General features: G+C 66.4%; 28 protein-coding genes. 15 read left to right on the forward strand and 13 right to left on the reverse strand.

Annotated elements, in window-relative coordinates; all coding sequences use genetic code 11:
• The first annotated feature begins 15 nt into the window (after positions 1 to 15).
• On the forward strand, positions 16 to 1350 hold the full coding sequence (locus tag BG61_RS02965; protein WP_129572045.1) for an ABC transporter ATP-binding protein: 1335 nt from the start codon (positions 16 to 18) through the stop codon (positions 1348 to 1350).
• 78 nt (positions 1351 to 1428) lie between these two features.
• Here the strand turns inward: BG61_RS02965 and BG61_RS02970 are convergent, their stop codons facing one another.
• From BG61_RS02970 to BG61_RS02980, 3 genes are all read right to left on the reverse strand, one after another.
• On the reverse strand, positions 1429 to 1938 hold the full coding sequence (locus tag BG61_RS02970; protein ID WP_035926012.1) for a hypothetical protein: 510 nt from the start codon (positions 1936 to 1938) through the stop codon (positions 1429 to 1431).
• A complete protein-coding gene (locus tag BG61_RS02975; protein ID WP_035926009.1) occupies positions 1935 to 2489 on the reverse strand; it encodes a hypothetical protein in 555 nt (184 codons plus the stop codon). The genes BG61_RS02970 and BG61_RS02975 overlap by 4 nt, the downstream gene beginning before the upstream one ends.
• Positions 2490 to 2883: 394 nt before the next feature.
• Positions 2884 to 3951, reverse strand: coding sequence for a sigma-54 interaction domain-containing protein (locus BG61_RS02980; protein WP_035926008.1), 1068 nt, complete (start codon positions 3949 to 3951; stop codon positions 2884 to 2886).
• 558 nt (positions 3952 to 4509) lie between these two features.
• On the opposite strand from BG61_RS02980, the gene BG61_RS02985 reads away from it, so the two are divergent.
• The 9 genes from BG61_RS02985 to BG61_RS03025 all read left to right on the forward strand — a co-directional run bounded on the left by BG61_RS02985 (position 4510) and on the right by BG61_RS03025 (position 11446).
• Positions 4510 to 4845: a hypothetical protein gene (locus BG61_RS02985; protein WP_035926005.1), complete on the forward strand. Its 336-nt coding sequence runs from the start codon at positions 4510 to 4512 to the stop codon at positions 4843 to 4845.
• Between the two features lie 123 nt (positions 4846 to 4968).
• A complete protein-coding gene (locus BG61_RS02990) occupies positions 4969 to 5286 on the forward strand; it encodes an ElaB/YgaM/YqjD family protein (RefSeq protein WP_035926003.1) in 318 nt (105 codons plus the stop codon).
• A gap of 59 nt (positions 5287 to 5345) precedes the next feature.
• Positions 5346 to 5597 carry a hypothetical protein gene (locus BG61_RS02995; RefSeq protein ID WP_035926000.1) on the forward strand — a complete coding sequence of 84 codons (252 nt, stop codon included), beginning with the start codon at positions 5346 to 5348 and terminating at the stop codon, positions 5595 to 5597.
• A gap of 323 nt (positions 5598 to 5920) precedes the next feature.
• Positions 5921 to 7324, forward strand: a complete 1404-nt coding sequence (locus tag BG61_RS03000) for a sigma-54-dependent transcriptional regulator (protein WP_035925998.1) — start codon at positions 5921 to 5923, stop codon at positions 7322 to 7324.
• A gap of 273 nt (positions 7325 to 7597) precedes the next feature.
• On the forward strand, positions 7598 to 7792 hold the full coding sequence (locus BG61_RS03005; protein WP_035925996.1) for a hypothetical protein: 195 nt from the start codon (positions 7598 to 7600) through the stop codon (positions 7790 to 7792).
• Positions 7793 to 7982: 190 nt separating this feature from the next.
• On the forward strand, positions 7983 to 8219 hold the full coding sequence (locus BG61_RS03010; protein ID WP_035925993.1) for a hypothetical protein: 237 nt from the start codon (positions 7983 to 7985) through the stop codon (positions 8217 to 8219).
• 189 nt (positions 8220 to 8408) lie between these two features.
• Positions 8409 to 9851 (forward strand): alpha,alpha-trehalose-phosphate synthase (UDP-forming), encoded by a 1443-nt coding sequence (gene otsA / locus BG61_RS03015; RefSeq protein ID WP_035925991.1) that lies wholly within the window; start codon positions 8409 to 8411, stop codon positions 9849 to 9851.
• Between the two features lie 153 nt (positions 9852 to 10004).
• The gene (locus BG61_RS03020; protein ID WP_051672224.1) at positions 10005 to 10352 is read left to right on the forward strand and encodes a hypothetical protein; all 348 of its coding nucleotides are present in this window, start codon (positions 10005 to 10007) and stop codon (positions 10350 to 10352) included.
• 116 nt (positions 10353 to 10468) lie between these two features.
• Positions 10469 to 11446 carry a YihY/virulence factor BrkB family protein gene (locus BG61_RS03025; RefSeq protein ID WP_232255980.1) on the forward strand — a complete coding sequence of 326 codons (978 nt, stop codon included), beginning with the start codon at positions 10469 to 10471 and terminating at the stop codon, positions 11444 to 11446.
• Between the two features lie 172 nt (positions 11447 to 11618).
• On the opposite strand, the gene BG61_RS03030 is transcribed toward BG61_RS03025, so the two are convergent.
• Positions 11619 to 13106, reverse strand: coding sequence for an RNA polymerase factor sigma-54 (locus tag BG61_RS03030; RefSeq protein WP_035925989.1), 1488 nt, complete (start codon positions 13104 to 13106; stop codon positions 11619 to 11621).
• A gap of 461 nt (positions 13107 to 13567) precedes the next feature.
• Here BG61_RS03030 and BG61_RS03035 point away from each other — a divergent pair, with 461 nt between their 5' ends.
• Together BG61_RS03035 and BG61_RS03040 are read left to right on the forward strand one after the other, a co-directional pair.
• Complete coding sequence (locus BG61_RS03035) at positions 13568 to 13903, forward strand: BON domain-containing protein (protein WP_035925987.1); 336 nt, start codon at positions 13568 to 13570, stop codon at positions 13901 to 13903.
• 243 nt (positions 13904 to 14146) lie between these two features.
• Positions 14147 to 14398: a hypothetical protein gene (locus BG61_RS03040; protein WP_035925985.1), complete on the forward strand. Its 252-nt coding sequence runs from the start codon at positions 14147 to 14149 to the stop codon at positions 14396 to 14398.
• 193 nt (positions 14399 to 14591) lie between these two features.
• Here the strand turns inward: BG61_RS03040 and BG61_RS03045 are convergent, their stop codons facing one another.
• Positions 14592 to 15044, reverse strand: a complete 453-nt coding sequence (locus BG61_RS03045; RefSeq protein WP_035925982.1) for a PA2169 family four-helix-bundle protein — start codon at positions 15042 to 15044, stop codon at positions 14592 to 14594.
• Between the two features lie 310 nt (positions 15045 to 15354).
• Here BG61_RS03045 and BG61_RS03050 point away from each other — a divergent pair, with 310 nt between their 5' ends.
• Complete coding sequence (locus BG61_RS03050) at positions 15355 to 15627, forward strand: hypothetical protein (protein WP_051672225.1); 273 nt, start codon at positions 15355 to 15357, stop codon at positions 15625 to 15627.
• 164 nt (positions 15628 to 15791) lie between these two features.
• Here BG61_RS03050 and BG61_RS03055 read toward each other — a convergent pair whose 3' ends face one another.
• The 5 genes from BG61_RS03055 to BG61_RS03075 form a co-directional block, all read right to left on the reverse strand.
• The gene (locus BG61_RS03055; RefSeq protein WP_035926639.1) at positions 15792 to 16376 is read right to left on the reverse strand and encodes a membrane protein; all 585 of its coding nucleotides are present in this window, start codon (positions 16374 to 16376) and stop codon (positions 15792 to 15794) included.
• 54 nt (positions 16377 to 16430) lie between these two features.
• Entirely contained in the window at positions 16431 to 16769 is a 339-nt protein-coding gene (locus BG61_RS03060; RefSeq protein ID WP_318289520.1) for a DUF1488 family protein, read from the reverse strand.
• Positions 16766 to 17428, reverse strand: a complete 663-nt coding sequence (locus tag BG61_RS03065; protein WP_232255979.1) for a DUF4142 domain-containing protein — start codon at positions 17426 to 17428, stop codon at positions 16766 to 16768. The genes BG61_RS03060 and BG61_RS03065 overlap by 4 nt, the downstream gene beginning before the upstream one ends.
• 220 nt (positions 17429 to 17648) lie before the next feature.
• Positions 17649 to 19016: an MFS transporter gene (locus BG61_RS03070; protein WP_035925975.1), complete on the reverse strand. Its 1368-nt coding sequence runs from the start codon at positions 19014 to 19016 to the stop codon at positions 17649 to 17651.
• Between the two features lie 184 nt (positions 19017 to 19200).
• Entirely contained in the window at positions 19201 to 19704 is a 504-nt protein-coding gene (locus BG61_RS03075) for a YbhB/YbcL family Raf kinase inhibitor-like protein (protein WP_035925972.1), read from the reverse strand.
• 304 nt (positions 19705 to 20008) lie between these two features.
• Between BG61_RS03075 and BG61_RS03080 the strand changes: the two genes are divergently transcribed.
• Positions 20009 to 21508, forward strand: coding sequence for a sensor domain-containing diguanylate cyclase (locus BG61_RS03080; RefSeq protein ID WP_035925969.1), 1500 nt, complete (start codon positions 20009 to 20011; stop codon positions 21506 to 21508).
• Positions 21509 to 21533: 25 nt separating this feature from the next.
• Here the strand turns inward: BG61_RS03080 and BG61_RS03085 are convergent, their stop codons facing one another.
• Positions 21534 to 21953: a hypothetical protein gene (locus BG61_RS03085; protein ID WP_232255978.1), complete on the reverse strand. Its 420-nt coding sequence runs from the start codon at positions 21951 to 21953 to the stop codon at positions 21534 to 21536.
• Between the two features lie 128 nt (positions 21954 to 22081).
• Between BG61_RS03085 and BG61_RS03090 the strand changes: the two genes are divergently transcribed.
• Positions 22082 to 22762 (forward strand): TetR/AcrR family transcriptional regulator, encoded by a 681-nt coding sequence (locus tag BG61_RS03090; RefSeq protein WP_035925966.1) that lies wholly within the window; start codon positions 22082 to 22084, stop codon positions 22760 to 22762.
• Positions 22763 to 22834: 72 nt separating this feature from the next.
• Here the strand turns inward: BG61_RS03090 and BG61_RS03095 are convergent, their stop codons facing one another.
• Both BG61_RS03095 and BG61_RS03100 read right to left on the reverse strand, forming a co-directional pair.
• On the reverse strand, positions 22835 to 24187 hold the full coding sequence (locus tag BG61_RS03095; protein WP_035925963.1) for an MFS transporter: 1353 nt from the start codon (positions 24185 to 24187) through the stop codon (positions 22835 to 22837).
• Between the two features lie 34 nt (positions 24188 to 24221).
• Entirely contained in the window at positions 24222 to 25091 is an 870-nt protein-coding gene (locus tag BG61_RS03100) for a shikimate dehydrogenase (protein WP_035925960.1), read from the reverse strand.
• Between the last annotated feature and the right edge of the window lie 193 nt (positions 25092 to 25284).

The following is a 25284-nucleotide window of genomic DNA, read 5'->3' on the forward strand; positions in this document are numbered from 1 at the left end:
CAGAACGCCAAGAACATGCAAACGCAGGCAAAGCCGGCACAGCAGCCGCCCGCGGGTCCGCCGCGCCTGGGCGGCGAGATCATGCGCGTCGAGAACGTGAGCCGCGGCTTCAACAAGACGCAGGGCGAACTGCTCGTCCTGGAAGACGCGAACCTCACGCTGCGCGAGGGCGAGATCGTCGGCTTGCTGGGGCGCTCGGGCTCCGGGAAGTCGACGCTCCTGCGCATCATCGCGGGCCTGATCGAGCCGACGGGCGGCGCGGTCTCCTATCTGGGCAAGCCGCTGCGCGGGCCGGCCAAGGGCGTCGCGATGGTGTTCCAGACGTTCGCGCTCTTTCCCTGGCTCACCGTGCTGCAGAACGTGGAGGCGGGGCTCGAGGCGCAGGGCGTGCCCGCGCGCGAGCGCCGCGAGCGCGCGCTCGCCGCGATCGACCTGATCGGCCTCGACGGCTTCGAGAACGCGTATCCGCGCGAGCTGTCGGGCGGCATGCGCCAGCGCGTGGGCTTCGCGCGGGCGCTGGTCGTCGATCCGACGCTGCTCCTCATGGACGAGCCCTTCTCCGCGCTCGACGTGCTGACTGCCGAAAACCTGCGCACCGACCTGCTCGATCTCTGGACGCAGGGGCGCATGCCGATCAAGTCGGTGTTGATCGTTACGCACAACATCGAGGAAGCGGTGTTCATGTGCGACCGGATTCTGGTGCTGTCGTCGAATCCGGGGCGCGTGATGGCCGAGATCAAGGTGCCGTTCAAGCACCCGCGCAACCGGCTCGACCCGGCGTTCCGGCGGCTCGTCGACGACATCTACGCGAAGATGACCGCGCGCCAGCTCGGCGAGGCGACGAAGAAGGGGCTTGAGCTCGGAAGCTGGCTGCCGAACGTGTCGACGAACCTGATGGCGGGTCTCATCGAGACGCTTGCCGCCGAGCCGTATCACGGCCGCGCGGACATGCCGGAAATCGCGCGCTCGCTGCACCTGGAAGTGGACGACCTGTTTCCGATCGCCGAAGTGCTTCAGCATCTCGGTTTCGCCGACGTGCGCGAGGGCGACATCTATCTGACGCCGCCCGCCCGCGTGTTCGCCGAATTCGGCACGCAGGAGCGCAAGATGATGTTCGCCGAGCATCTGCTGCGGCACGTGCCGCTCGCCGCGCGGATCAAGAAGGTGCTCAACGAGCGGCCGGGGCACCGCGCGCCGCGCGTGCGCTTCGAGCAGGAACTGGAGGATTTCCTCTCCGACAAGGCCGCCGAGGAAACGCTCGACGCCGTGATCGAATGGGGCCGCTACGGCGAGATTTTCTCGTACAACGACCAGACGGAAATGCTCAGTCTGGAGGACGTGGAATCGTGAGCGGCTTCTGAGTCGCTCGCAGCGAAAAAAACGGCTTGCGCGATATCACGCAAGCCGTTTTTTATGCACCGCGCACGTCTACTGCAAATTCCCCCACCGCGCGACCGCCGGTTCCGCCGACGCCCATTTCCACCCGTTCGGCAGCTTGCAGGCGGTGGCGAGGAACCAGTCCCGATGCATGCCGGGGCCGTCGCCATCGGCGACGGAGAATGCGAATTCCTTGCAGGTCGCAAGCGCGCTGTTGAATTCGCGCACGACGCGCACTTCGCCGTGGCCGTTCTCGACTGGCAGCGTGTGCTTGACCTGCCACGGCCGCGTATCGCCGACCGCCGAGACGCCCGCCACCGCGGCGATCGCCATTTGCTGGTCGTCGTGCAGCGACTTCATCACGCGTTTCACGGCTTCGTCGGTGGCGGCCTGCACCGCGATGCCGACACCGATGCCGATCGCGGGATTGCTCGTCACGACGCCGGTCGCGACGCCCGCGGCCGCACCGCTCGCCGCGCCGATCGACGACGACGCGCAGCCGCTCACGAAGCCGCAGCTCGCGGCCGCGGCCGCGAGCGCGAGGACAAGGCGCATCGTCATTGCAGCGCGCCCCAGCGCGGCGTGGCGGGCTCCGCCGATGCCCATTTCCACTTGTCGCCGTCGCGGCACACCGACGCCACGTAGAACGCGCTGTCGGCGGCGCGGTTCTGGGTGGCGTCGCGATCGACGGAGAACACGATCTCCTTGCAGTCGAGCGTTCCGCTGCTGATGGTCCGGCTGACCGTGACGCGGCCCTTTTCGTCTTCCTCGATCGGCACCGAATGCGTGGCGCGCCACGGCGCCACCGCGCCGACCGCGAGCGGACCGGCGGCCGAGGCGATCTTGTCCTGCGTATCGGTGTGCACGACGCGCTGCGAATACTGCACGCCGGCGCGGGCGGCCGCGACCGCGCCAAGGCCAATGCCGGTGGCGACGGCCGCGTTGTTGGTGACCGCGCCGGCGATCGCCGCGCCCGCGATACCCGCGCCCGCGGTGGCGCCTTCGCTATAGACAGAGTTGCAGCCCGTGAGGCTCGAGCAGGCGATCGCGCCTGAAACTATCGCGGCGAGCGCGACGGCGTTGCGGCGGCGCCGTGGACCCATTCTCTGCATGTTGCTTTTCCTTCGTCTGCCTTTCTTTGTTCTTTCGATGCGATGCTCCGCGTGCCCGACGCCGTGGCACAAACCTCGGAACCCTAAGCAATACGCGGCTGCCCGAGATTTTGAAGCATGCTTCTAATTACCGGACAAAGAAAATTGCAAGAAATTGCAAACGGATGCGGCAGCGAGCGGGAATTGTGGCAAGCGGCGAAGACCGGACGGACCACGATGGTGCCGCCTGAAAGCGGCAAGTCAGCGACGCGCCCGCCATGTCCTCGACAAACCCGCACGAGCCGCAACGTGGCCGCGAAGGGTCGCGAAGGGCCGCAAAGCGCCGGCTCAGGCCAAAACGAAAGCGCCGGCTTCAGGGCCGGCGCTGCAGGAACATCGTGAAGGGAGCGGAGCTTCAGCCTTCGGTCGTCGGGCTCGGCGTGTCGGTTTCGGCGCCTTCGTTCTCATAGGCGCCAAGCCGGTTGTAGAGCGTCTTCAGGCTGACGCCAAGCGCCTTCGCCGCGCGACGCTTGTCGCCGCCGCAGTGCTTGAGCGTGCCGAGGATGATCTGCTTCTGCGCGTCGGCGAGCGGCGTGCCGACCCACACGTTCATCGCGTCGCCCTGCGTGACGGGCTTCTTCACCCGCGACGCCAGATGCGGATGCGCGATCTCGACCGTCTTCTCCGCGAGAATGAACGCGCGGTACACCGTGTTCTTCAGCTCGCGCACGTTGCCCGGCCACGAATACGTGCGCAGCATGTCGAGTGCGCGCTTGCTGAACGACTTGTTCGTTCCTTCCTGCGCGTTCATCTCCGCAAGGAAATGCTGCGCGAGAAACTCGCGGTCCGAATCGCGCTCGCGCAACGGCGGCGCGCGCAGCGGAAACACGGCGAGCCGGTACATCAGGTCCTCGCGCAGGCCGTTCTCCTTGACGGCCACCACCGGGTCCCGGTTGGTCGCGGCGATCACGCGCACGTCGGAATGGATCAGGTCGCTGCCGCCCACGCGAAAGAACGTGCCGGTCTCGAGCGCGCGCAGGAGCTTCACCTGCCGCACCGGCGACATCTCGGTCACTTCGTCGAGAAAGAGCGTGCCGCTGTTCGCATGCTCGAAATAGCCGATGCGCCCCTGCACCGCGCCCGTGAAGCTGCCTTTCTCGTGGCCGAAGAGTTCCGCTTCGATCAGGTTGTCGGGAATCGCGCCGCAGTTCACGGCGATGAACGGGGCGTCCTTGCGTGCGCTGTGATCGTGGATCGTGCGGGCGATCAGTTCCTTGCCGGTGCCGGATTCGCCGATGATGAGCGCGGTCGCGTCGGTGGATGCCACGCGCTCGATCTGCGAATACAACTCCAGCATCACGGGCGACGAGCCGTATAAAAGTCCGAACGACTTCAGGCCCGGCACTGCTCCCGCGCTGCGTTTCTTGTGCGCCGGCGTGACGCCGGAGGCGACGGCCGGCGGGTCCAGATCGGTTGACGCCATGTGTGTTTTGTCCTGCAAATGTTATTCGGTCTCCGGGCAAGCGGCAGGCAGCCGCTCACGGAGAGATTGCGTCGGCTCGAACGACGCGCGACGCCCGGGCGTCGTTCGCGAGGGCCCGCGGCGGTGATGCGTATCTCGTCGCTGGCGCGGCACAGGGACGACGGGCTGTCGCGCTTCACGCGCAAATCGACGAGTCGATGGCCCGATCGTGCGTGGAATCCATATCGAATGCCCGCGACCGCACTGGATGGCGAAGGGCACGCGACTTATCTCATAAACGCTATTTAACCATTCGCGGTGACGTCGCGGCAATGAGCTTCGGGGCTTCGCGCGCAATTTGTCTGATCGCCGCGCGCCTTGGCCCGCGCGGCCGGCAAGCTTCACCGCCGCGTTCGCGAAAGTTACATGGCGACGGCGTAATAGTTACCCGTCGGCCGTGGTCCGGGCGCTGCGCGAAGCACGGTTGAACGCGCGAATAAAGTGCGCTTCGAGCGCCTGGCACGAAAGCTGCGGGAAGGGGGCATCTGCAATTGAAAAGGCCGTTTCCGGCGGACCGCCATGGAAGACTCCCTGAATTTCGAGATTCCCGTGCAAGACGCGCCACGCCCCGTCCGGCGTGCGCGAGCGAGCCGTTCGGGCGCGCCGGGCGTGGATCGCCCGGAACTCCAGACCGGTGAGCCAATCGACATCTATCACTGGGCGGCGGTGGCGCTCGTCACCGCGCTGATGTGCGCGGTGCTCGCCTACGCGGCCGGAACGCCCGCGCTCACGCGCGCGGCGAACGTGACGAGCGTCGTATTCGGCGCGATGGGTGGGGCGCTCGTGTTTGCAGGGCTCGTGCGCAAGCTGCGCCGGTTCGCCGCCGTGCGCGTCGCGCAAAGGCGATCGCGCTGACCCCTGGCGAGCGCGCGAGAAAAACGTGCAGTCAGGACGTGCAGTCGCGACCGATTCCCGTATAACTATCCCATGCGCTCACCCATGAACTCCCCCCATGACAAACGGCAAGGAATTGACGACATGAGTCAGACGACTGTCCAGCTTGCGTTGGGCAAGCAAAAGATCATCGAAGACATCAAGGTGCTGCTGAACGATTCGGAAGAACTGCTGCGCCTCTCCGCATCGCTGCCCGGCGAAGGCGTGGACGCACTGCGCGCGCGTCTGCGCGATCACGTCGAGACGGCACGCGGCGCCCTCGAGGATGCCCAGTCGAGTGCGCAGTCGCGCTACCGCGCGGGCATCGACTGCACGGAGAAGTACGTGCGCGAGAACCCGTGGCAGGCGGTAGGCGTCGCGGCTGGCATCGGATTCTTCATCGGCCTGCTGGTTTCGCGCTGAAGACGCTTCACCGGATTCACGTGGTTTGACGCATGCATTTGACGACAAGGGAGAACACAATGGCACGACCCAGAATCGGAATCTTCGGCGCACTGTTCGCGGTCGGCAGCGTGCTCGCCTGGAAGTGGGTGCAGTCGCAGGACGCGTCGAAACGGCGCGCGGCGCGCGACCTCAACCGCTGGGAAGACGAGGGCGGCAAGGTGGCGACGCCCGCGAGCGCGTCGTCGATCGCGCCCGCCGACGCCGCCCATGCGAACGGCAGCGGAGTGATCGGCGGGACGCCCGAAGCCTGGCATTTTCCCCGCAGCTGAGGCTTGCTTCGACATCGCTGCAAGCGCCGTTTGCAACGCTTTATCGCGGTATTTCGAAAGACGAACGCGCGTCCATAGGGCGTGTGTTTCATCCCGATAAAGCCTTATAATCAAACCATAAACAGCAATAATTTCGCTGTATGGCAAATGTTGCATCCACGCAATCCATAGCCGTGCAGAACATCGGAAACTTTTTCACTTCAGCGCGCTGCTCCGCTCTACCGGACAGACGCGCTCGGCCTGGCGGCGCTGCGGCGCCCGCCCAGAGACATCCGCGCCGCACCGGCGCGTGACCTGAAACACTTTGGAAAAACTCGAGACGCATGCCACACGTATTGATTGTCGATGACGATCCCAGTACCCGCGAGGCACTAGCCGCGATCATCGGCGAAGACGGACTGACGACAGCCACGGCCGGCGACCTGCGCGAAGCGCGCATCCAGCTCGTGAGGCAGACGCCCGATGTCGTTTTCACCGATCTCAAGCTGCCGGACGGCTCGGGCGTCGATCTGTTCGAGGACCTCGATCCGCGTTCGGGCGTCGAGGTGATCGTGATCACCGGCCACGCGACGGTCGAGTCCGCCGTGAGCGCGCTCAAGATGGGCGCGACCGACTATCTCGTCAAGCCGATCAACATGCAGCGCGTGAAGGCGATCCTCTCGCGCCTGCCGCGCCCCGGCGACCTGAAGGCGGAAATCGGCACGCTGCGCGGCGAGTTGCGCCGCATGGGGCGTTTCGGCCTCATGCTCGGCAATTCGCCGGCGATGCAGACCGTCTACGACCAGATCGGGCGCGTCGCGCCGACGGCCGCCTCGGTGCTGCTGATCGGCGAGTCAGGCACCGGCAAGGAAGTCGCCGCGCAGACGCTGCACGAGCTGAGCCTGCGCCGCAAGCATTCGTTCATCGCGGTGAACTGCGGCGCGATTTCGCCGAACCTGATCGAGTCGGAGATGTTCGGCCACGAGCGCGGGTCTTTCACCGGCGCCGATCGCCAGCACAAGGGCTATTTCGAACGCGCGAACGGCGGCACGCTCTTTCTCGACGAAATCACCGAGATGCCGATCGAGCTTCAGGTGAAGCTCCTGCGCGTGCTGGAAACGGGCATGTTCATGCGCGTCGGCACGACGAAGGAACTCGAAACGGACGTGCGCCTGATCGCGGCGACCAACCGCGATCCGGAGCAGGCCGTGCTTGAAGGTAAGCTGCGCCTCGACCTGTATCACCGGCTCAACGTGTTCCCGATCAACCTGCCGCCGCTGCGCGAGCGGGGCAAGGACGTCGAACTGCTCGCGCAGGCGTTCCTCGACGAACTCAACGCGCGCTACAACACGAAGAAGCAGTTTCCGTCGGCGGTGCGTGAGATGCTGGCCTCCTATCCGTGGCCCGGCAACGTGCGCGAACTGAAGAACTACGTGCAGCGCGCGTACATCATGTCGGGCGCCGAATCGGACAGCACGGCGACGGTGCCGCTGCAGATCTCGCTCTCGAAGCCGTCGGCGGGAACGGCGGTGACGATCGCGTTCGGCACGTCACTCGCGGAAGCCGACCGGCAGCTGATTCTCGCGACGCTCGAGCAATGCGGCGGCGTGAAGACGCGTGCGGCCGAAATCCTCGGCATCAGCCTGAAGACGCTGTATAACCGGCTCGTCGAATACGGCGAGGACGCGAGCAAGGCCGCGGTCGGCGAGGCGAGCGAACTCGGCGACGCGGACGCCGGAAACCGCTAGCCGCAAAGGCCGGCCGGCGCGCGAAAGAGCAGACGAAAGGGCGCTGCGCCAGGCGCCGGCCGGATAGCCGCGAAGCACGCCCGCGCCATGCAAGGCGCGGGCGTTTTTCGTTGGCAGTCCGGCCGATCGCGCCGATAATGAGATAGAAGAGACGCAGGGAAGAGACCCGGCGGGAACGGTGTTCGGGGGCATGGCCCTTGCTGAAAGTGAAGTCGGGCTTGAGCCGGATGCGCACGCAGGCCCGACCATCACAACAACCGCCAGGAGGCCCTCATGTCCGATCCCGCTTCGATTCGCGCACAGACTCCGCAGGTGCCGGACCCGCCGGTGACGCCGCCGGACGAGCCGCCGCCGCCCCAGATTCCGCCGGACACGAATCCGGACCCGACCCGCGAGCCGCCGGTTCCGCCGCAGCAGCCGATCGGCGATCCGCCTCCGGGTCCGAACGAAACGCCGCACGTGAGGTGAGCGAAGTCTGCCGCGAAGGGGGCATTCCCCGAAATCGTGCAAGTATTGAAGAAATTTCCACCTCCGCTGTAGACATTGCAACGGATGGCGTAACAATGACCGGCGTGCTTCAGCGGCGCCGGTCGTTTTTTCGCAGCAGCTTTGCTCGCCGCCGACTCGTTCTCCGACGGCCTTCTTCTCTGGAGGCACCATGAGGCACCCCGCACTCCGACGCTCCGCGCGTCATTCGTCAAAGCGTGAAGCGCGCGCCGAAGCCGCCAAGGAGGCGGCGCCGCCCGCAGCCGCGACCAGCGCGCCGATGCACGACCCGGCCGGCCAGAACCGCCCCGCGCCTGGCGTTCCGCCCGATGGCGAGCACAACCAGGGCGGCGTGCGCCGCGAAGGAATCGACTACCAGCGCGATCTCGGCTCGGAACAGGACGCCTGAACTCCGCCGTCCGTTTCACCGTCCGCAGATGCAATATTCTTCGCGGCGCGCCAGCGCCGCGTGGTTTCGTTCGTCAGTAACATCTATATACAAATTTTATTTTACTGATTGTAAAAACGAGGCATGGGTCTTGCATACCTTCTTTCGCCAATTCGAGCATGCAACGACAACTGATGAGGTGACGCTGTAATGAGCAGATTGATCGTGGTATCGAATCGCGTCGCGCCGATCCAGGAAGGCAAGCCCGCCGCCGGCGGCCTGGCGATCGGCGTTCTGGACGCGCTGAAGGAGACAGGCGGACTGTGGTTCGGCTGGAGCGGCGAGATTGTCGGCGAGGCGTCGGCGCCCGTGCTCGAGAAGCGGGGCAACGTGACCTACGCGACGGTCGGACTGACCCGCCGCGACTACGACCAGTACTACCGTGGCTTTTCCAACGCCACGCTGTGGCCGACGTTTCACTACCGCAACGACCTTTCGCGCTTCGATCGCGAGGAATACGCCGGCTACGCGCGCGTGAACGCGAGCCTCGCGGCGAAACTCAAGGCGCTGATCGAGCCCGACGACATCATCTGGGTGCACGACTATCACCTGCTGCCGTTCGCGCAGGAATGCCGCGAAGTGGGCATCACGAATCCGATCGGCTTTTTCCTGCACATTCCTTTCCCGGTTCCCGAAGTGATGCGCACCGTGCCGCCGCACGAGGAACTGATCAAGGCGATGTGCAGCTACGACATCGTCGGGTTCCAGACGGAGGCGGACAAGCAGTCGTTCGTGGATTACATCGAGCGCGGCCATCTGGGCCATTCGAGCGAAGACGGCATGGTGCAGGCCCACGGCCGCATGCTGAAGGTCGGCGCATATCCGATCGGCATCTATCCGGACGCGATCGCCAAGGCCGCCGAACAGTTCTCGAATCGCAAGCCGGTGAAGAGCCTGCGCGACAGCATGCGCGGGCGCAAGCTCATCATGAGCGTCGACCGCCTCGATTATTCGAAAGGGCTCGTCGAGCGCTTTCAGGCGTTCGAGCGGCTGCTGCTGAACGCGCCAGGCTGGCACGGCCGCGTGTCGCTCGTGCAGATCGCGCCGCCGACGCGCTCGGACGTGCAGACCTACCAGCGCATCCGCCAGAACCTGGAAGGCGAGGCGGGGCGCATCAACGGGCGCTTCGCTCAGCTCGACTGGACGCCGATCCAGTACCTGAACCGCAAGTACGACCGCAACCTGCTGATGGCGCTCTTCCGTCTCTCGCAGGTCGGCTACGTCACGCCGCTGCGCGACGGCATGAACCTCGTCGCGAAGGAATACGTGGCCTCGCAGGATCCCGCCGATCCGGGCGCGCTCGTGCTCTCGCAGTTTGCGGGCGCCGCGGACCAGTTGCCCGGGGCGCTGGTCGTGAATCCGTTCGATCTGTCGCAGATGTCGGAAGCGCTCGAGCGCGCGCTCTCGATGCCGCTCGCCGAGCGCCAGGCGCGCCACGCCGACATGATGGCGCCGCTGCGCGAATGCAATCTCTCCGTGTGGCGCGATTCGTTCCTGCGCGATCTGCGCAGCGTCGCGACGGCGGCATCCGTCACGAAAAAGACCGTGAAGCAGGTCGCCGAGGTGAAGCAGCCGGCGAAGGTTTCGAGCTGAGACTTCAGCTTGTTCGTTTTGCATCGTTCAGGCCCCGCGCCGGCTTCCGGCGCGGGGCCTTGTTTTTGGCGCGGCTCGCGGCACGCGCCTTGCGAAACATGACTCTGCACGAGTAATGGAGCTCGACGCGCGGCTCACAAGCGGAGGTCAACGATGAGCGGAAGCACACTGGACCCGTCCGAAGGGGACGGAGTGGAAGTCGGCAAGGGGCACGGCACCGGCGCGCTGGGGCCAAGCGATTCGTCGGACAGCGGCTCGGACGTGCAGGGCGAGAAGCGCTACCCGGGCGACATCGAGGACGAACTCGACGCCCACGCGCTCGGCCAGTCGGACGCCGAACTCGCGAGCGACACGGACCGCTACGGCACCGGCGAGGCGGCGTCGGCGGACGGCGACAACAATTTCGCCGCCGACGGCGATATCCTGCCGGACGAAGTGGAGGAAGAAATCCGGGGAATCGGCGATTCGGCGACCGACTCCGACGACGAAGAAGACCGCTAGTCCGGACGCGGCATGGCGCAAACGGCGCGTTTTCCCGTGGGGAGCGCGCCGTTTTTTTGCATCGGCGACACGCGCGGGGTCGCCCGAGGCTAACATCGGTCCTCAGACCGACTCCGATGACGACACCCGGCACGCTGGCCGGACCCGACGCCGCCCCGATGAACCAGGACATCTCTCCCAAGCCCGCTCCCGCTCCCGCTCCCGCTCCCGCGCCCGTCGCGCAAGGCCGCACATCGAGGCTGCGCGGCTGGTTCTCGTGGATCGCGGCCCCGCTCACGCAATGGGCGCAGGACCACTGCCTGATGTTTTCCGCCGCGATCGCGTTCTTCGCGGCCTTTTCGATCGCGCCGACGCTCGTCATCGTGATCGCGGTGGCGAGCATCTTCTTCGGCGCCGACGCCGTGCAGGGGCGCCTTTTCGGCGAGATCAGCGGCGTGGTGGGCGACGAAGCGGCGCGCGCGCTCGAAGCGATCGTCGCGAACGCATGGCACGCCGACATCGCGCGGCGCACCGCGATTCTTTCGGTGGCGGGCGTGCTCGTCGGCGCATCGGCGACGTTCTCGTCGCTGCACAGCGCGCTGAACGTGATCTGGCCGACGCCCGCCGTGAGCACGCGAGCGAGCATCGTCGGGCTGCTGCGCGTGCGGCTGATCTCGTTCGGGCTGGTGGTCGGCTCGGGCTTCCTGGTCGTCGCGCTGCTCGTGCTCGATGCGCTCGTCGAGGTGTTCGGGCGCTGGGCGCTCGGCGACAGCGATCCGTTCGTCATCGTGGCCGGCCTCACGCAGCGCGCGATCTCGCTTTCGATGCTGGTCGTCGCGTTCACGGTGCTGCTCAAGTTCCTGCCGAGCGCGCGCATGCAGTGGCGCGACGCGGCCCTCGGCGCGCTCGCGGCCGCGCTCCTGTTCGAGGGCGGCAAGCGGCTCTTCGCGTTCTATCTGAGTCACGCCGGCACCGCGAACATGTTCGGCGCGGCAGGATCGCTCGCGATCATCCTGATGTGGCTCTACTACTCCGCGGCGGTGTTCCTGCTCGGCGCCGAACTTTCGGCGACGGCGGCGCGCAAGCGCACGCACCGGGAAGCCGGCTGGAGATAGCGCCTTCGTCGGCGGCCGCGGCAAGCCTTGCGCGAGGCGCCGCGAAGATCGCAAAAAAGCGCGCAAAAAAACGCCTTCGAGGCGAACCCCGAAGGCGCCAACCCAAACCGCAGCGAACGCAGCGCCACGGATGCAGCGCAACGCATCCGGCGCAGCCGACGCACGCTGGGCCTTACGCCTGCCGGCGCAATTCCGCCGGCGGCACCTTCATGAGATGCCGGTACTTCGCCACGGTGCGCCGCGCGACGATCACGCCCTGGTCCGCGAGCATCTTCGCGAGGCTCACGTCGGAAAGCGGGTCGCGCGTGTTTTCCTTCGCGATCATCTCCTTCAGGAGCGCACGCACGGCCGCGGCCGAACAGGTCCCGCCGCTTTCCGTGCTGAGCTCGCGCGGGAAGAAATGCTTGAACTCGAAGATGCCGCGCGGCGTCGCCATGTACTTGTTGCCCGTCGCGCGCGAGATCGTCGATTCGTGCAGTTCGAGTTCGTCGGCGACATCGCGCAGCACGAGCGGCTTGAGCGCGATCTCGCCGTAGTCGAAGAACGCCTTCTGATGCGCGACGATGCACTCCGCGACACGCTGAATCGTCGTGAAGCGCTGCTGCGCGTTGCGGATCAGCCAGCGCGCTTCCTGCAACTGCTGCGCGAGCGGCGAGCGGCTCGCGCCCGCCGACTGCGCGAACAGCTCCGCATACATGCGGTGGATGCGGGCGCGCGGCAGCACGGCGGGGTTGATCGTCACGACCCAGTTCTTCTTCACCTGCCGCACGATCACGTCCGGCACGACATAGTTGTCCTCGGCCTGGCCGTAGTTCTCGCCGGGCTTCGGATCGAGCTTGCGCACGAGCGCGCAGGCGATGCGCAGTTCGTCGGCGCTGCAGCCGATCTTCTTTTGCAGCTCCGCCTGCTCGCGGCGCGCGAGCCGCTCCAGATGATGGTGGACGATCTCGAGCGCGACGGCGCGCCCCGGGGTGTCCGACGACATCGCTTCCAGCTGCAGCGACAGGCACTCGGACAGATTGCGCGCGCCGACGCCCGGCTTGTCGAGCGACTGGACGAGCTTGAGCGCGATCTGCAACTCGTCCTCGCCGAGCGACGGCTCGATGTCGACCAGCGCCGCGAGCTCGGTCAGGTCCTGGCGAAGATACCCATCGTCGTCGAGCGCTTCGATGATGAGCTGCGCCACGGCGCGGTCGCGCTCGTTGAGCGGATAGAGGCGCAGCGTGTCGTGCAGCGTCTCGTGCAGCGACGGCTCGATGCGCACCCAGTCGGCCGGATCGGAGCCTTCGCCGTCGCCGCTGTTGCGCGAGGCGGAGCGCCCGAACGGGTCGGAGGCGAACTCGCTCATCGACTCGTCGTGCGAGCCCGGGTCCGAGGACTCGGACTCGGATGCGCTCTCGCCGTTGAGCGGCGCTTCGGCCATGGCCTCATTCGATGGGCTTGCCGACGATGCCTCGGTCATCGAACTGCCGTTGTCGTTGCTAAGCGCGTTGTCCTCGGTTTGCGACTCGTCGTATTCGAGGAACGGATTCGTGTCGAGCGCGTTGCGCAATTCCTGCTGGAACTCCTGCGACGAGAGTTGCAGCAGGCGAACCGATTGCTGCAGACGCGGCGTGAGCGCAAGGCTTTGCTTGGCGCGTAGTTCAAGTAAGGGCGGCATTGCGTGCTAATCCTCGTTTGTTCTTGACGGAACCCACATTCGTGATGCCCTGTTGAGCAACTGTCGTGCCATGTGGTCCGCAATCCGCTTGTCGTCTGGCTTTCGCACGATCCGAAGACGCGTCGCCGGGCCGTCCGGCGACCCGTTCCACGCAGTTTTTACACATGTTCCGACAAAAGCGCCGCGTCCCGCGACGCGCCCCGCGATGCCGTTTTACAGCGTCAGGACGCGTGTCGAGACATTGTTCGGCATCGGCGGGAAAGCCTGTGGCTGCGTGGATTCACGCGATGTGGCGATGCGTTGCAGGCGGCGTTTCGCGCGGCACGGCACGCAAGTTGCGGTGACCCTTTCACGATCGCGTCGCTACGGGGCGCGACGTATCAAAGCGGCAGAACGAGGTGTCCGCGTCCGGGGTATCCAGCGCGGGCGTACCTTCAAAACTGAAAACAAGGAGCAATTTCATGAAGACGACCCATCTCCTCAAGGCAGCCGGCAGCATCGCGTGCGTGGTGTTCGCACTGAACGTGAGCGCGCAGACCACGACGGCCTCCGGACCGGCCGACACGTCAATGGGCCAGAAGGTCGACGACAGCGCCATCACGACCAAGGTCAAGGCCGAACTGCTCGGCGCGAAGAACGTGAAGTCGACGCACATCCACGTGAAGACCGTCAAGGGCGTGGTCAACCTCACCGGCACCGTGCCGTCGGCCGAGGACAAGTCCGCGGCGGAAGAGGTCGTGGCGAACGTGTCGGGTGTCGCGTCGGTGAAGAACCATCTTAAAATTGCGGCGCAGTAATGGCGTAGTGCAACGGCCCGTCGCGGCGCGAGCCCCGGCGGGCGTGCAGCAACAGCCCGCAGCAGCAATGCGGCATGTCGCTCCCGGAGCCGCGCCGCGTTAAGCGCCGGATAGCGCCGGATGGCTCCGATGACACAGGCAGCGCCTCAGGCAACTTACAAAAAAACAGGACGTCACTCACAGTGGCTCGTCACCGCGTGACTCCGGTGACGCGGGCAAGCCCTCAAGGAAAAGGAGCTTTTCATGATCCGTACGACGAAGATTGCAGTGATCGGCGCGCTGACAGTCGCATTTGCCGCACCGGCTTTCGCGCAGACAACGGGGAGCGGCACGTCCGCGAGTCCCGGTGCGACGGGCGTGGCCTCGGGCACGGCGGCCCAGAAGTCGAAGGGCACGACGCTGCATCAGCAGAACAAGGCGCACAAGCTGAAGGGGGCGTCAGCGGCGGCTGCCGCGTCGGCGCTCGGTACGAACGACAAGGGCGCGCCGCAGTAGGGGCTATCGACCGGACGCTTCCAGGCGTTCGGCCACTCGCGCGAGACAAGCAGCCCGGCCGCGAAAGCGGCCGGGCTTTTCTTCGGGTCGCGCTCATCGGGACACGCGCGACTCCATCGGCATGAAAAAGCCGCCATTGCCATGACGGCAATGGCGGCTTCGGTTCAAGCCGTCATCCGGCTAACGCGCCGCCTCAGGATTTCGTGGCGGCGTACTGATCGCGCAGATCGCGGATGCGATCGTGGTTCTGCATCACGCCCTGATACTGGCGTTCAACGACTGCGCGGACATCGGCGGGCAGATCCTTGTCGAGCGCATTGCGATAGTTCTTCTTCGCGACGTCCTCGCCGCGCTCACATTCCGCGAGGATCGCGTGGTCGTCACGGCCCGTCACAGCCGACTTGACGTCCACCCATCCGCGATGCAGTGCGCCGCCCACGGTGCCTCCGGTTTCGGGCTTGCCTCCGAGGCGCTGCACCAGGTCCTGCAACTCGCTTGCGCCCCTGGCGCAGTCTTCAGCGCGGTTCTGGAAGAGCAGCTTGAGGCTCGGATCGCGCGTGTCTTCGGCGGCCTTGAGAAAACCCTTTTCTCCGTCCTTCGACGTTTCGACGAGATCATTGAGTACCGATACGATGTTCGTGCTCATGTAATACCTCCTTTCAATCGAAGTTTCTCCGCAATGAAATCCCGGCGGGACGCGGTCGAGCGGATAGACGCATACGGCGTGCCCGCCGCGGCCCCGTGCCAGCGTTCGGGGTTCCGGCGCCCGGAGCGCGCGACGCTGCGAATTTACAGGGCGGCTCGTAAGAATTTCGCCGTGATCGCGGCGTGCCGCGCGGTGGCAGGCACGGCATGGATGGCCGCCGCCGCCCGGCATGGCGCTTGCTCTTTTTCTGTCGCACAAAGAACGGCGTGCGTCGCTGCATTGCCGGGCAACCATGGCAAGGGAGAGCAGCATGACTGTCAACAGCCGCGAATGGCTTGTCTTCGTGGCGATCGTCGCTTCGGCGATCGTCCTGCAGATTCGCCAGTACACCCTCGATGCGAAAAGCGCAGCGGCGCCGCCTGCGGCGGTTGCGCCCGTTACGCAAGAGCAGGTTTGCGATCTGCGCGAAGGAAGGGCTACCGCGCGCGTGCTGCCCGCGACGTGCGAGAACATGGGCGGGGAACGCCGCATCGACAGGCGCGCGGGCCTGCCGCGCGAAGCGCGTCCGCGAGTGTGGGTCTGACGGACGCCATCACGCGATGCAACGCTCCCGATCGAACTTGCGACGCATCCAGAAGTGAAAAAGGCCGCCGGGTCACCCCGAGACGGCCTTTCCTGCGATCCACCCGAGCCAATCGAGCCAATCGAGCCAATCGAGCCAATCGAGCCAATCGATCAAGCGCGCTATCACGCACGCCTTTCCACGTATTCACCGACCGGATGCGGCGGCTGCAACGGGTCGAAGTCGCTCCAGCGGCCCTGTTTCCAGCGCCCCGACGCCCGTTCGATGTCCATGCCGCCTGCCTCGCGCAGGATCGTCGCTGCGTCGGTTTGCGTTTCCGGCGAGACGTGCACCGCGACCAGCACGCCCGCGTGCCGCGCGTTTTCCTGATTGGCGTGCGAGGTCGCCGAGTGCGGCTTCGAGGCGCGCGTGTGCGACATCGCGCCCGCCAGCGAGCCGATGTACGCGCCGACGCCCGCCGCTATCGCCGACACGAGCAGCGGCGCCTTGAACAGCGCGAACACGGCCGCGCCGACCACCGCCCCGATGACCGCGCCGATCGTCACGCCGCGCCCGGCGCCCTTGGGCGCAGCCTGTGCGCCGGGGTCGGTGCCGACGTCGCCGCCGATCGGATAGCGCGCGTGCTGCCCGCTCGGATTGACGAAGAACAGCGTGACGTCTTCTTCCACGAAGCCGCGCGCGAAGAGCCGCTGCGCAGCGGCCTCGGCGGCGGGAAAGGTCTGGAATCGGCCAGCGATGATGAGCGACATGTTGCCTCCGTTTTCGTCCGGTGCTGCGTTGTCCAAGGATATCGGGGGCAGGCGCTACTTGCGCTCCATGCCCTCCACGCGAAAGAGTCCGCTTCTCAGCACGACCGGCTGGCCGCCGTTGTCGTCGAGCGCTTCGGCGCACACCGCCCGGATCCGCGCACGGCCCTGCTCGTACGCGGGCATCAGATGTTCCTCACGCAGCGACGGCGCGCCGAAATGGTCTTCCAGCGCCTCGGCCGTGATCGAGCAGACGACCGGCTTGCCGTCGACCAGGGCGGTGAAGTGGATCGCGACGTCGACGCCGTCGAATAGGGGTGGATCGTCTGCAAAGGTGATGTGCATGGTCGAGTCCTCATAAGCCGGCCGGTTGGGAAAAGCGGACAGGGCGTTCATGACGCGACCGCCTTGGCCTTCGCGAGCTGCTGCGCCATCGTGTAGTGGTGCGTGATGATCGGCAGGGCCCTGGCCGCCGCGGATTTCAGGAGCGCGTCGCTGCCGCTCTCGCTCTCGTTCCTGAAAAGCTCGACGGCCTTCCTGTGGCCTTCGAGCGCTTTTTCAATATAGGCCTTGTCGAACTCGCTGCCCTGGAGATTTTGCAGGCTTCCCACAATCGATGCGTCCGCGGTCGCCGGCTCGGTGATGTCGTGCCGCTTCGCGATGACGTCGAGATTGCGCGCAAGGCGCGTATGGTCGCTGATCATTTGCTGCGCGAAACGTTTGACCTGCGCGTCGCTGGATCGGGAGAGCGCGAGCGTGCTCAATGCGATCTCGGTGGCGCCGGCCTGGCCCGCCTTGTCCATGAATTGCTGGTCGGCGGGCGACAGTGCCTTTCCCGCGCCCGCCGCCATGCCGCCATGTTCGACGGCGCTGGCAGGCGGGGCATCGTGCACGCCCTGAGCGTGCGCGAGAGGCAGGAAGCCGGCGCTCGACGCGATCGCCACGATGCCTGCGCCGCGCAGGCACATCGCGTGGAATGGCGATTTCCGCTGCTGGCTGGCAAAGGATTTTTTCAGCGGCTTTTTCAGCGGGTTTCTTAACAATCGTTCCGGCATGGGAGTTCCTTTTCGTGAGCGCGAGGTCTGTCACTCTTTATTCGCGCGAACGGATTCTACGCACAGACCCCGGCGAAATTTCGCCTGCGCGGCCTGCTTCTGCCGGCCGGCGGCGTCGGTCGGCGCGCGTACGGCGCGCGCCGGCGCTGCCGCAGTCATGCACGGTGGGGGACAGCAAGGGGTGTGCCCAGCGCAGCGCCAAAAGCGGGCTGCGCGGGCCTCAGAGCGTCTGCGCGGCCGCCTTGCCGGTGAGCCGCATGAGGCTCACGACAGCCGCGGCCGCCGCGAACGCGGCCGCCATGAAGAGCGTGATGATCGCCCCGTGCTGCGGGGCGAGACCGAAGACGAGCGCCACGAGCGCGGCGCCGAGCGACTGGCCGGACAGGCGCGCGGTGCCGAGCATGCCGCTCGCGCCGCCGCTTCTCGCGCGCGGCGCCGAGGACAGCATCTGGCGGTTGTTCGGCGACTGGAAGAGGCCGAAGCCCAGGCCGCAGAGCGCCATGCGCCACGCGATGTCGAACGGTTCCGGATGCGCGCCGACGGTCGCGAGCAGCAAGAGCCCCGCCGACAGGATCGCGAGCCCGATGCCGCCGAGGAGGCCGGCCGAGTAGCGGTCGGCGAGCATGCCGGCCACCGGCGCGACGAACACGATCACGAGCGGCCAGGGCGTCATCAGGAAGCCGGTTTCGACCTGGCTCATGCCGAAGCCGTTCTGCAGCAGAAACGGCAGCGACACGAACGTGAGCATCTGCGCCGTGAACGAACAGAACGAGGTCGCGATCGACAGCGCGAACACCGGAATGCGCATCAGGTCGACGGGCAGCAGCGGCGCGCTCTGCTTTAACTGGCGCTTGACGAAGAAGTACCCGATCACGCCCGCCGCGGCCAGTTCCGCGATCACGTACGGACGGCGCTCGCCCTGGCCGAGACCGTCGACGGCCGTGATCGCGAGGCCGAAGACGAGCGCGTTCATGAGCGCGCTCACGAAGTCGTAGGGCTCGCGGTGCCCCGGATTGCGCGGCAGCGCCCGCATGCCGATCGCGAGCGCGGCGAGCCCGATCGGCACGTTGATCGCGAAGAGCCACGGCCACGGCGCGATGGCCAGCACGCCGGACGCGACCGTCGGCCCGATCACCGACGAGATCGCCACCACCGACGCGTTGATGCTCACGCCGCGCCCGAGTTGATCGGGCGGATAGATGATGCGCACGAGCGCCGTGTTCACGCTCATGATGCCGGCGGCTCCGAAGCCCTGCACCACACGCGCGACGGTCAGCGCCGTGAGCGACCCCGAGAGCGCGCAGCCGAACGACGCAAGCGTGAAGAGCGCGAGACCGCCCAGGTAGATGCGCCGGTAGCCAATGCGGTCGCCGAGCGAGGCGAGCGGCAGCAGCGAGATCGTGATCGCGAGCTGGTACGCGTTGACGACCCAGATGGACGCGGCGGGCGTCGCGTCGAGCGTGCGGGCGATGGTGGGAAGCGCGACGTTGGCGATGGCGCTGTCGAGCACGGCAAGCGTGATGCCGAGCGCGACGACGGCGATTGCCCAGTAGCGCTGGGGAAGCGGTAAGCCTTGTTCTGCGTCCATCGATCGGCGATGTGGAGGGCGGCGAGTCTTGTCGGGTACGGAGTTCGCGCTGCCTGGGGCGCGCGGTTCCGCGTTTTGTCGTGCCTTGGCTCCGCGCGCGGCGGGGCGGTCCGGGCGGGCGGCATCCGGTGACCCGGTGCCCTGATACCCCGATATCCCATGCCCGGGCCGCCGTGTGGCGCGCCTACTTCAGTTCGTACAGGCCGGTATAGGTGGCCGAATCGATTTCGTTCAGGTGAGTCATGAAGCGCGCGACGGCGTTGGTCGTGTTGACGTCGAGCGGCAAACGCGCAGCCTGCAGCGCGTGGATGCGGAAGATGTAGCGATGCGGCTTGTCGCCGCGGGGCGGCGCGGCACCGCCGAATCCCACCGTGCCGTAGTCGTTGCGCAACTGCAGTGCGCCGCTCGGCAGGAGGCTGCCGTCCGCCTTGCCCGCGTTGCGCGGCAGCGAGCGCGCGTCGACGGGAATGTTGACGACGACCCAGTGCCAGAAGCCGCTGCCGGTGGGGAAATCGGGATCGTAGACAGTCAGTGCCAGGCTTTGCGTCTCGGGGGGCGGGGCATCCCACTGGAGCGCGGGAGAGATGTTTTCGCCGGCCCCGCCGAAGGCTTGCTGATCGAATTCCTGCGCCTTGGTCATGAAGCCGTTCGCGGGAAATTCGTCGGACCAGATGCGGAAATCAGCCATGGAATTCTTGCCTCCTTCTTCACGGTTTGGAATTGCCGACTGCGGTCGACCTGCGCCCGCGCAGCAAATGTGCCCGCGTTTGCCATGCCGGAGCGGCGTCGTGCTGCATCGCGGCACGCGGGCACGGTCGCCAGGTCGGGCGACGAGGCCGGGCGGGGTCAAATCGAGTGTAGCATCCGGCCCCTCGCGACGCTCCCTGCTGCGAACGCCATGCCCCGTCGCGGCAAAACGCAGCGGCCGCTGAAAAATGGCGAGCTAGAATAATGAGACAAATGAGGACCCGGCGCGAGCCGAAAGGAACACCATGCCAAACGACCCGCGGCAAAAGGCTGGGCAGTTCGCAGCCGCGAGCGCCCCGGCGGACGACGCCGACATGTTCGAACTCGCCCCCGTCTCACTGTGGCTCGAGGACTTCAGCGCCGTGCGCGACCTGTTCGGGACGTGGCGCGAGCAAGGCGTCACGGACCTGCGCGCGCACCTCGCCTCCGACCCGGCGCGCGTCGCCGCGTGCTCGGCGAGGATTCGCGTGATCAAGGTGAACCGGCGCACGCTGTCGCTTTTCGGCGCGAAGGACATCGACCATCTCGTGCAGAATCTCGCGAGCGTGTTCCGCGACGACATGCTGCACACGCATGTGGACGAACTGGAGCAGCTCTGGTCGGGCAAGCCGCAGTTCGTGAGCCAGACGGTGAACTACACGCTCGACGGGCGGCGTCTGGACGTGCTGCTGAAGGCGGTGATCCTGCCGGGCCACGAAGCGCGCTGGGACCGCGTGCTCGTGACGATCGAGGACATCACCGAGCTCGAGAACACGCGCCGCCGCGCCGCGCACAACGAACTCTACGCGCGCGGGCTGTTCGAGCATTCGCCGGTGTCGCTGTGGGTGGAGGATTTCAGCGCGGTGAAGGCGCTGCTCGACGATGTGCGCGAGCGGGGGATTGTCGATTTCCGCACGTTCACGAACGTGCACCCGGAGTTCGTCGAGCGCTGCATGCAGGAAATCCACGTGCTCGACGTGAACCAGCACACGCTCAGGATGTTCGCCGCGCCCGACAAGGCGACCCTGCTCGCGCGCCTCTCGGACGTCTTTCGCGACGACATGCAGCAGCATTTCCAGGAACAGCTGATCGATCTGTGGGACCACAAGCTGTTCCATCAGCGCGAGGTGCTCAACTATTCGCTCGAGGGCGGCGAGCTCAACGTGCATTTGCAGTTTTCGGTGTTTCCGGGGCACGAGAAGAACTGGGACCTCGTGCTCGTCGCGCTCACCGACATCACCGCGCGCAAGAAGGCCGAGGCGTATCTGGAGTTTCTCGGCAAGCACGACGTGCTGACCAAGCTCAAAAACCGCTCGTTCTATATCGACGAAATCAACCGGCTGGAGCGCAAGGGGCCGTTCCCGGTGACCGCGATCGCGGTGGACGTGAACGGCCTGAAGGCCGTGAACGACCAGCTGGGCCACGCCGCCGGCGACGCGCTCCTGCGCCGCGCGGGCGAGGTGCTCGGCAAGGCGCTGGAAAAGCCGTATCAGGCGGCGCGCATCGGCGGCGACGAGTTCGTGCTGCTCCTGCCCGGCACCGACGAGCGCGGCGGCGAGGCGGTGATGGAGAGCATCCGGCAACTGGTCGAGGTGAACAACCAGTTTTACTCCGGCATGCCGCTCAGTTTCGCGATGGGCGCCGCGACCTCGAAGGACGGCGAGCGCCTCGAGGCGATGCTGCAGCGCGCCGATGCCGTGATGTACGCGGAAAAGCGCGCCCACTATGGCGATGCGGATTTCGACCGGCGCGTCGACGGTTCCTAGGACGTCGGACGCGCCCGAGGCGGCGTTACTTGCCCTGCGTCACTTCGTCGATGCCGTGATCGAGCGCCGGACAGGCCTCGCCGATTTCCTTCGCGTACTCATCGGGATTCTTCGCCTTCAACTGCGCGAAGCGGTCGACCGTCGATTGCGCTTCGGTGTAGCCGAGCTTCCAGGCGCCCTCGAAGTCGGGCGCCGCCGTGAAGTTCGCCTTCGCGGCGGCCTTGAAGCGCTCGACTTTCGCGCGATCGATATTGCAGATGTCCGTGGCGCCGCGGGCGATGTTGCCGCTCGTGCGCGCGCCTTCCATGGCGAGGCTCTGCGGCGAGCGCTGCTGGCCGTGCTGCGGCTGGGACTGCTGGGGTTGCGTCTGCGCGCTCGCGGCGAGCGGCGCGGCGCATCCGATGACGACGGCGAGCGCGCCGGCGAGGGCTGGTTGAAGAGTCATTCGGTTCCTTGGTCAGTAGCGCGGCAATTATAGGCGAATGCCTGCCGGAACTCGGGCCGCGGCCCCGGCGAATGCCTGTTTTCACCGTGCTAGAATCGATTTTCAGATGCCGCTCTCAGACTAGAAAAATGAAAAAAGGAAGTAAGGCCGCCATGCCTGCCGATGCTGCGCCCGCGCCGGAGACGCGGCGCAAGTACGATCCGGAGGAAACGAAGCGCAATATCCTCGACATCGCCACGCAGGAGTTCTCCGCGATGGGGCTGGCGGGCGCGCGCGTCGACGCGATCGCGGAGCGCACCAACACCACGAAGCGGATGCTGTACTACTACTTCGGCAGCAAGGAAGGTCTCTACGAGGCGGTGCTGGAACAGGTGTACGGCGACATCCGCGAGCTCGAACAGCAGCTTCAGCTGAGCGACCTGGAGCCCGAGGAGGCAATGCGCCAGTTCGTCGAATTCACGTTCGACTATCACGACAAGCATCGCGATTTCGTACGGCTCGTGACGATCGAGAACGTGCACGCGGCAAAGTACATCGATCAGTCGAAGACCTTCAAGAGCCGCAATTCGAGCGTCGTGCGCACCATCGAGGACCTGATTGCGCGCGGTGTCGCGGCGGGCCGGTTTCGCGACGACATCGACCCGATCGACCTGCATCTGCTGATCAGCTCGTTCTGCTTTCACCGCGTCGCGAACCGCCACACGTGGAGCGCGGCCTTCGGGCGCGATCCGTCCGGGCCGCGTTCGCGCTCGCGCCATCGCGAGATGATCGTCGATGCGGTGCTGCGGTTCATGCGCCGCGACGGCTGAAATCGAAAAAGGCGGCCCGCGATTCGCGGGCCGCCTTGTCTTGTGCCGCCCGTTCTTGCGGCGCTTGTGCGATCAGTGCAGCACGATGCGCCTGATATCCCCGACCACGAAGATATACGACAGCGCGCCGAGCAGCGCGATCGTGCCGATGAAGGCGAGGGCGCCGACGAACGACCCGGTCGCCGCGACGATGAAGCCGACCGCGAGCGGCGTGATGATGCCCGCGAGGTTCGCGGCGAGGTTGAAGATGCCGCCCGTCACGCCGAGCATGCCCTCCGGCGCGATGTCCGACACGAGCGTCCAGCCGAGCGCGGCCATGCCCTGCGCGAAGAACGCCACCGACAGGATCGCGATCACCACCGCGTTGCTTTCGACGTAGTTGGCGAGCACGATCGTCGAGGCGAGCAGGAGGCCCGCGATGATCGGCAGCTTGCGCGCGACGTTCGCGGACTTGCCGCGGGCGAGCAGCCAGTCGGAGAGCACGCCGCCGAACATCACGCCCACCGACGCCGCGATGAACGGCAGGATCGCGAAGAAACCGATCTTGAGCCAGCCCATGTGGCGCTCGGTCGCGAGATAGGTCGGGAACCACGTGAGAAAGAAGACGAGCGTCGAGTTGCCGGCGAACTGGCCGAAGCAGATGCCCGCGAGCTGGCGGTGCTTGAGCAGCCGGCCGATCGTGCGCCATTCGAACTTCGGCTTCGCCTTTGCGCCGTGCTCGATGTCGCTCGCCGGGTCGTTCGTGAGGCCGCCGCCCGCCTCGATGTACTCCAGTTCCGCCGCGTTCGCGCCCGGATGATCGCGCGGCTCGCGGTAGAAGAGCCACCAGATGCCGCCGAACAGCATGCCGGCCGCGCCCACCACGTAGAAGAGCGCACGCCAGCCGAACTCGCCCATCAGCGCGAAGAGAAGCGGACTGAAGCACGCGAGGCCGATGTATTCGCCGACGGTGTAGGTGCCCGTCGCCATCGCGCGCTCCTTTTGCGGGAACCACGTCGCGACGACGCGGCTGTTCGCCGGAAAGCACGGCGATTCCGCGACGCCCAGGCCGAGGCGGCACGCGAGCAGCGTGCCCACGCCGGTGACGAATCCCTGCAGCAGCGTGGCGAGCGACCAGAAGGTCATCGAGAGGTAATAGGTCAGCTTCGTGCCGAAACGGTCGAGGAACATGCCGCCCGGAATCTGCGCCGCCACGTAGGTCCACGAGAACGCGGAGAACATCACGCCCATCACCGCCGCGCTGATGCCGAGTTCGTTCGTCAGTTGCGGCGCCGCGATGCCGAGCACCGTGCGGTCCAGATAGTTGATCATCGTGCCGATCGCGAGCAGCGCGAGAATGCCGAAGCGCGCGCGCGAGCGGCGCACCGTTTTCCGCGTTGCGGCGGCGCTTGCTGTCGACGTGCGCGCGGATGACTCATTTGCCATGTCGTGTCCTGTCAGTGCCTTGGGGCTTGGGGTGTCAGCGGTTCAGAAGTGTCTGGAAGTGCGCGAACATGCGTTCGGCGTCGGGTTCGCGGCCCGTGAAGATGCGCAACGCATCGACCGCCTGGCAGACCGCCATGCCGCCGCCCGCGAGCGTGCGGCAGCCGATCGCCTTCGCGGTCTTCAAAAGCTCCGTTTCGAGCGGGAAGTAGACGATTTCGGCGACCCACAGGTCCGGGTGCAGATAGTCCGCGGGCAGCGGCAGGCCGGGGAGCTTCGCCATGCCGGTGGGTGTCGCGTGGATGAGGCCGTTCGCTTCCCTCAGCGCATTCTTCAGCGGCGCCTTCAGGTCGCCGCCGCTCGTCACGCTGCGCTCGGGAAAGCGCGCGCTCAGTTCGGCGGCGAGCTGCGCGGCGCGCGATTCGTCGGCATCGAAGAGCGTGAGCGCGCGGGCGCCGAGCGTCAGCGCCGCGTGAGCGACAGCCGCGCCCGCGCCGCCCGCGCCCAGCTGCACGACACGTTCGAGCGGCGCATCCGGCAAGCCGCGCTGAAACGCCCGGGCGAAGCCCGACCAGTCGGTGTTGTGGCCGGTGCGCCGGCCGTTTTTCAGCACCACCGTGTTGACGGCGCCAAGCGCGCGGGCGTCGTCGTCGAGTTCGTCGAGCAGGGCGATGACGCTCTGCTTGCACGGATAGGTGATGTTCAGGCCGTCGAAGCCAAGACGCTCCGCCGCCACGAGCAGCTCGGGCAGCGCCTGCGGCTCCAGTCGCAGCGCCTGCAGGTCGATTCGCCGGTAGACGTAGTTCAGCCCGAGGCGGCGGCCTTCCTCCTCGTGCATGGCTGGCGTGAGGGAGCCGCCGATGCCCGAGCCGATCAGGCCGATCAAGAATGAAGTTTGCGTGGTCATTGGGAAGCGCCGTTTCGTTCATGGAGCAACGGCGCAAAAGCGGCCGTTGCAGCGTGGGGCGCAGTGTGCGCGCATGCGCGAGCCTTGTCCGTCGGTGTTTCTCCGTATTTGTACGGTCTAGTTAGTTTGCGTTAAGATAGGTCGGCATGCGAAATCGTGCGGATCGTGCGCGCGGCTCGTGCGCGGGCAATCG

The sequence above is a fragment of the Caballeronia glathei genome, assembly GCF_000698595.1.
GTDB lineage: Bacteria > Pseudomonadota > Gammaproteobacteria > Burkholderiales > Burkholderiaceae > Caballeronia > Caballeronia glathei.